This window comes from Metabacillus sp. Hm71, from assembly GCF_051842955.2.
In the GTDB taxonomy this organism is placed as follows: domain Bacteria; phylum Bacillota; class Bacilli; order Bacillales; family Bacillaceae; genus Metabacillus.
Genome location: NZ_CM200278.1, coordinates 6,129,770 through 6,136,341, shown reverse-complemented (window position 1 = coordinate 6,136,341; position 6,572 = coordinate 6,129,770). Strand labels below are relative to the sequence as shown.

Annotated in this window: 6 protein-coding genes; all 6 read left to right on the top strand. The window is 37.0% G+C overall.

What is annotated here, in order from left to right; translation table 11 throughout:
* The first annotated feature begins 537 nt into the window (after positions 1 to 537).
* Positions 538 to 672, top strand: coding sequence for a 50S ribosomal protein L34 (gene rpmH / locus ACSVDH_RS29790; RefSeq protein WP_026561635.1), 135 nt, complete (start codon positions 538 to 540; stop codon positions 670 to 672).
* A 219-nt stretch (positions 673 to 891) separates the two neighbouring features.
* Positions 892 to 1,236: a ribonuclease P protein component gene (gene rnpA, locus ACSVDH_RS29785; RefSeq protein ID WP_439252362.1), complete on the top strand. Its 345-nt coding sequence runs from the start codon at positions 892 to 894 to the stop codon at positions 1,234 to 1,236.
* A gap of 195 nt (positions 1,237 to 1,431) precedes the next feature.
* The gene (gene spoIIIJ / locus ACSVDH_RS29780) at positions 1,432 to 2,199 is read left to right on the top strand and encodes a YidC family membrane integrase SpoIIIJ (protein ID WP_439252363.1); all 768 of its coding nucleotides are present in this window, start codon (positions 1,432 to 1,434) and stop codon (positions 2,197 to 2,199) included.
* Positions 2,196 to 2,831: an RNA-binding cell elongation regulator Jag/EloR gene (gene jag / locus ACSVDH_RS29775; protein ID WP_439252364.1), complete on the top strand. Its 636-nt coding sequence runs from the start codon at positions 2,196 to 2,198 to the stop codon at positions 2,829 to 2,831. The genes spoIIIJ and jag overlap by 4 nt, the downstream gene beginning before the upstream one ends.
* Before the next feature lie 337 nt (positions 2,832 to 3,168).
* Positions 3,169 to 4,554, top strand: coding sequence for a tRNA uridine-5-carboxymethylaminomethyl(34) synthesis GTPase MnmE (mnmE, locus tag ACSVDH_RS29770; protein ID WP_299089837.1), 1,386 nt, complete (start codon positions 3,169 to 3,171; stop codon positions 4,552 to 4,554).
* 43 nt (positions 4,555 to 4,597) lie between these two features.
* Positions 4,598 to 6,487 (top strand): tRNA uridine-5-carboxymethylaminomethyl(34) synthesis enzyme MnmG, encoded by a 1,890-nt coding sequence (gene mnmG / locus ACSVDH_RS29765; RefSeq protein ID WP_439252365.1) that lies wholly within the window; start codon positions 4,598 to 4,600, stop codon positions 6,485 to 6,487.
* Positions 6,488 to 6,572: the final 85 nt, after the last annotated feature.

Sequence of the window (6,572 nt, the reverse complement as noted above, 5' to 3'; positions counted from 1 at the left end):
AGTGGTTTGTCCCTCCTTTACCCAAGTATCATCTTTGTACAACCTTTGTACAATATGCGAATAGTCATGTATAAACATACAAATAAGGAAAATGTGAATAAATATATAATATAGTAGAAAAACGACTTTTCGACAAAACGACAAATTTGTGGACAACATTTTACACAAGGTGTTTAAATTTTTCCACAATTTATCCACAGACTGTGGATAAAGATAAATATAGCATTCTATATTAAGAGTGAAAACACAAATATAATATCAGAATAAAACTAGAGATGCAATGGTTTTTACAAACTTATCCACATAACTATCCGATTGTTGAGGAAATTTGTCCACATGGGTGCAAGTTGTGAAAAACTTGTCGATAACTGATGTGGATAGTGAAGAATTATGTCGGATTATTATCCACAAGAGATGAGCCTGTCGAAGAAGATATTTCCTGATGAAATATTTGAGGGAAGGTTGACAATTTATAGGATCGGTCACTATAATTAATAAGACTGTCTTTAACTGTTATTCCTCAGGGAGGTGTCATATATGAAACGTACTTATCAACCAAATAAACGTAAACGTAGTAAAGTTCATGGTTTCCGTAGCCGCATGAGCACAGCTAATGGACGTAAAGTTCTTGCTCGCCGTCGTCGCAGAGGAAGAAAAGTATTATCAGCATAGGCCACTGAAGAATCAGTGGTCTTTTTTTGCAAGTAAGATGAGTGTCAATCATTACGGATTTTTATAATGGAAATGGATCGTTGTGTAAAGATGAAGAAGAAACGATTTTTTCGCCTGGCAAAAGATTGGTTTGTTTAAATCGTTTCTATTTCAGCTATAATGATGGTGAGAATTCTGCCTTAAGAGGATTGCAAGCAGAACATACCGGAGTGAAACAAAATGAGAAGAAAATATCGGATAAAAAAAAATGAAGATTTTCAAGCTGTTTTTAAACATGGAAAATCGATTGCAAATCGACAATTTGTTATTTACATAATGCAAAATCCTGAAGAAAAAGAGTTTCGAATTGGGTTATCTGTAAGTAAGAAAATTGGCAATGCAGTGACAAGAAATAGAATAAAGCGCTTAATTCGACAAGTTTTTTTAGAAGATAAGCATAAAATAGCAAGTGGTAAGGAATACATTATCATTGCCAGAAAGCCAGCAGCTGACATGGGGTATCATGAGGTAAAAAGCAGTTTAAACCACTTGTTTCGCAAGGCAAAAATCTATCAGTCTAAATGATTGTCGAAAAAGAAGAAAGCGGCAGTGCTCTTTGGCGCCCTAGCTGGTTAGCTAAATAGATGGAAAAATTATTTTTCTTTACTTTTTAAAAAGGAAAAATCATGATAAAAATGATAAGATATGAATGATGTGAAACTTTTTCATTTCATTAACGTACGGATAGGTATCTATTTTTTGATTAGGAGGAAATAAGGTTTGAAGAGGCGCATACTTTTAATAACTGGCTTTTTAAGTGTATTAACCCTTTTAACTGGATGTACGGAGGTAAATCAACCAATTACATCTGAAAGTGAAGGATTTTGGAATTCGTATATTGTGTATCCCTTATCACAACTTATTACATATTTTGCAGAATTAACTGGCGATAATTATGGAATATCAATTGTTTTAGTTACCATTATCATTCGCTTAGCTATATTACCATTAATGATGAAACAGATGAAAAGCTCGAAGGCAATGCAAGCCATACAACCAGAAATGCAGAAATTAAGAGAAAAATATAGCTCAAAAGATCAACAAACACAACAAAAGCTTCAGCAGGAAACGATGGCGTTATTTCAAAAGCATGGTGTAAATCCACTTGCCGGCTGTTTCCCATTAATCATTCAAATGCCAATCTTAATTGGTTTCTATCATGCGATTATGAGAACAGAAGCAATTGCAGAGCATACATTCCTATGGTTTGATCTTGGGGAAAAGGATCCGTACTTTATTCTGCCGCTAATTGCCGGGGTAACAACATTTGTTCAGCAGAAAATGATGATGGCTGGAACAGCAAATCAAAATCCGCAAATGGCGATGATGTTATGGCTGATGCCGATTATGATTGTGATCTTTGCCATCAGCTTCCCTGCAGCACTTTCCTTGTACTGGGTAGTAGGTAACTTATTTATGATTGTACAAACGTATTTTGTAAAAGGACCTGAACTTAAGGCAAGCAAAGATGGAGGAACTAAAAAGTGAAAGAGATAACTGCTAATGGACAGACCGTCAATGAAGCAGTGGAAGAAGCATTAAGCCAATTAAAAGCAACTAGAGATGAAGTCGAGATTACGATTTTAGATGAAGGTAAAAAAGGTATCTTCGGAATCTTCGGGAAAAAGCCCGCAAATGTCAGAGTAAAATTGATACAAGACCCGGTAAAAGAAGCACATGCGTTTCTTTCAAACGTGATAAAGAAAATGGGAATAGATGCCGAGATTGAAATAAAACAGTCTGGCAAGGTAGTTAATTTTCAGCTTACCGGAGATAAGATGGCTCTTTTAATTGGTAAACGGGGACAAACGTTGAATTCTCTCCAGTATTTAACACAATTAGTAGCGAATCGATATTCAACCTACTATATTCAGATCATTATTGATGCTGAGAATTATCGAGAACGCAGAAAAGAGACGTTAATTCAATTGGCGTCCCGTTTAGCGCAGCAGGTTATTCGAACATCAAAAACTGTTTCATTAGAACCGATGCCTTCATATGAACGAAAAATTATTCATGCTGCTTTATCTGAATTTCATGATATAAAAACATATTCTGTTGGTGAAGAACCCAATCGTCATTTGGTTATTTCACTAAAAGCAAAAGCCGGCTCAAAATAGAGCCGGTTTTTGTTTTGCTAAAAGTTTAAGATTAAGAATATTAAATTTTCTATACAAATATAGAATTAGAAAAGTCGAATTTTGACGATTAAGAGAAAAGAAAGATTCTGTTGATTATGGATAAAGTATTCTGTGGTGAAGAGCAAATATTGTTATTAACATGTGGATAAGTTAAAATAAGTAGAGGAATAGTTAGAAAAGGGATAACTGTGGATAAAATAAAGAAGTATTTAGCTTTTGTATAAATGTGAAATATGCTATCTTTAAATTTTGGTCAATGCATATAAAAGGATGTCATGATATAGATGAAAGAAACTAAAGAGAGGTGATCGTAGAAATGGAGTTAGATACAATCGCTGCGATATCAACGCCTTTAGGAGAAGGGGCTATTGCCATTGTGAGATTGAGCGGTGAGGAAGCAATCGCTATTGCTGACAAACTATTCAAATCCCCGACAAATAAAAGGCTAAAAGAGGTAGACTCCCATACGATCCATTACGGGCATTTAATTGACCCGGCAACTGGCAATGTTGTTGAAGAGGTTATGGTTTCCATAATGAAGGGTCCAAAAACATTTACAAGGGAAGATGTTGTTGAAATAAATTGTCATGGCGGATTAGTGACAGTTAATCGGGTACTGCAATTGGTCGTTCAACATGGTGCACGAATAGCAGAACCAGGTGAATTTACAAAACGTGCCTTCCTAAATGGCCGAATTGATTTATCTCAGGCTGAAGCAGTAATGGATTTAATTCGAGCGAAAACAGACAGGGCAATGAATGTAGCCTTAGGTCAAATGGAAGGAAGATTATCAAGGCTGATTCAAAAGCTAAGACAAGAGATTTTAGAAACGTTGGCACATGTTGAGGTAAATATTGATTATCCTGAGTATGATGATGTAGAAGAAATGACTCATAACATGCTGGTTGAAAAAGCGACATATGTCAAAAATGAAATTAGCAAGCTTTTGCAAACATCCAGCCAAGGGAAAATATTAAGAGAGGGCTTATCAACAGTTATAATTGGAAGACCGAATGTTGGAAAGTCATCTTTGCTGAATAGTCTTGTTCATGAAAATAAAGCAATTGTCACCGATATCCCCGGAACGACGAGAGATGTCATCGAAGAATATGTAAATGTAAGAGGTGTTCCACTTCGCTTAGTGGATACAGCAGGAATTCGCGAAACGGAAGATATTGTTGAACGGATTGGTGTAGAGAAATCGAGAAAGGTCTTAAAAGAGGCAGATCTCATTCTCCTTGTCTTAAATTATCATGAAGAACTGTCACATGAAGATATCCAGCTTTTTGAAGCCGTTAAAGGGATGGATGTAATCGTAATTGTAAATAAAACAGATTTAGAACAACGGATTGATCTTCAAAAAGTAAAGGAACTGGCAGCTGGGCGCCCTGTTGTTACGACCTCTTTATTAGAGGAAAAGGGGATAGATGAATTAGAAGAAGCCATCGGTGCTTTATTCTTTCAAGGAAATGTACAGAGCCAGGATTTGACCTATGTTTCAAATTCCCGCCATATTGCCTTATTAACTGCCGCACAAACATCAATAAATGAGGCATTAAATGGGATTGAGGAAGGGATACCGATTGACATGATACAGATCGACTTAACACGGTGCTGGGAGCAGCTCGGCGAAATTATTGGTGATGCAGTCCACGAAAGTTTAATTGATCAACTCTTTTCTCAATTTTGTTTAGGAAAATAGAAAAGCGGAAATAAATTTAGATTTTAAATAAGGAGGATATTCTATGTCCTATCATGCCGGAGATTTTGATGTGATTGTCGTTGGTGCCGGTCATGCAGGTGTTGAAGCTGCACTTGCTTCAGCAAGAATCGGTGCCAAAACGCTTGTTATCACAATTAACTTAGACATGGTTGCATTTATGCCATGTAACCCATCTGTTGGCGGACCAGCAAAAGGCATTGTAGTTCGGGAAATCGATGCTTTAGGCGGAGAAATGGGTAGAAATATTGATAAAACACATATACAAATGAGAATGTTGAACACAGGTAAAGGTCCCGCTGTTAGAGCATTGCGTGCACAAGCAGATAAATTTGCTTATCAGCATGAAATGAAAAAAACATTGGAAAATGAAAAGAATATTACTTTGCTACAAGGTATGGTTGACCGATTAATCGTTGAAGAAGGCGTATGTAAGGGGATCGTCACCCAAACAGGTGCAGAGTATTCGGCAAAGTCTGTTGTTTTAACAACAGGTACGTTTTTAAGAGGAGAAATCATTTTAGGGGAATTAAAATACTCTAGCGGCCCGAATAATCAGCAGCCATCGATTAAGCTTTCAGAGCACTTACAGGAGCTGGGCTTTGATTTGGTACGCTTTAAAACAGGAACACCGCCACGTGTAAACAGTCATTCTATTGATTACAGCAAAACGGAAATTCAGCCAGGTGATGAAGTTCCGCGTGCCTTTTCATATGAAACAACAAAATACATTACAGATCAGCTTCCATGCTGGTTAACCTATACAAGTGAAGAGACACATAAAATCATCGATAATAACCTACATCGTTCACCTATGTATTCAGGAATGATCAAAGGAACTGGTCCTCGCTATTGTCCTTCAATTGAAGACAAGGTGGTTCGTTTTAATGACAAACCTCGCCATCAGATTTTCCTAGAACCGGAAGGGAGAAATACGCAAGAGGTATATGTACAAGGACTATCAACAAGCCTGCCAGAGGACGTTCAGCAGCAAATGTTAAAAACAATCCCTGGCCTTGAAAAGGTACAAATGATGCGTGCAGGCTATGCAATCGAATACGATGCGATTGTTCCAACTCAGCTTTGGCCGACATTAGAAACGAAAAAGATTTCTTCATTATTTACTGCCGGACAAATAAATGGTACCTCAGGCTATGAAGAAGCCGCTGGACAAGGGATTATGGCAGGAATTAATGCTGCCCAAAAAGCGTTAGGAAGAGAAGAAGTCATTTTAAGCAGATCTGAAGCTTATATTGGTGTCCTTATTGACGATTTAGTCACTAAAGGAACAAATGAGCCATATCGTTTACTTACTTCAAGAGCAGAATACCGCTTGCTGCTTCGTCATGATAATGCTGATTTGCGCTTGACAGAAATCGGGAAAAAGCTTGGACTGATTTCCGATGAACGCTTTGAAAGATTCTTAAATAAAAAGCAAGCCATCGAAGAAGAAAAGAAACGCTTAGTTTCCACTATTATTAAACCTAATGAAAAAACACAGAAACTAATTCTTTCTGTTGGAGGAAGCGAACTGAAAGATGGCATTAGAGCTTCGGATTTATTAAAACGTCCTGAAATGACGTATGACCATATTAAGCAACTTGTTCCATCTGAAATAGATCTGGATCCAGAAGTAGAAGAACAGGTTGAAATTCAAATAAAATATGAAGGCTATATTGAGAAATCGTTGCAGCAGGTAGAAAGACTGAAAAAGATGGAAAATAAAAAAATCCCTGAAAATATTGATTATGATGCCATTAATGGCTTAGCAACCGAAGCTCGTCAAAAGCTAAAACAAGTTCGACCATTATCCGTTGCTCAGGCATCACGTATATCAGGAGTAAATCCAGCAGATATTTCCATTCTATTGATATACCTTGAACAAGGCCGTATTGCAAGAGTTTCAAATCAATAAAGCGAGACTACCATCAGTTGGAGGTTTTTCCAACTGATGGTTAGCGAGACTTATCGGATCTTTACGGACAGTTTCCCTAGCTATC

What these genes read in the sequence shown, in the direction of transcription:
- mnmE (WP_299089837.1), top strand. Translation starts at nt 3,169, where the DNA reads ATGGAGTTAGATACAATCGCTGCGATATCAACGCCTTTAGGAGAAGGG.
- rpmH (WP_026561635.1), top strand. Translation starts at nt 538, where the DNA reads ATGAAACGTACTTATCAACCAAATAAACGTAAACGTAGTAAAGTTCAT.
- mnmG (WP_439252365.1), top strand. Translation starts at nt 4,598, where the DNA reads ATGTCCTATCATGCCGGAGATTTTGATGTGATTGTCGTTGGTGCCGGT.
- rnpA (WP_439252362.1), top strand. Translation starts at nt 892, where the DNA reads ATGAGAAGAAAATATCGGATAAAAAAAAATGAAGATTTTCAAGCTGTT.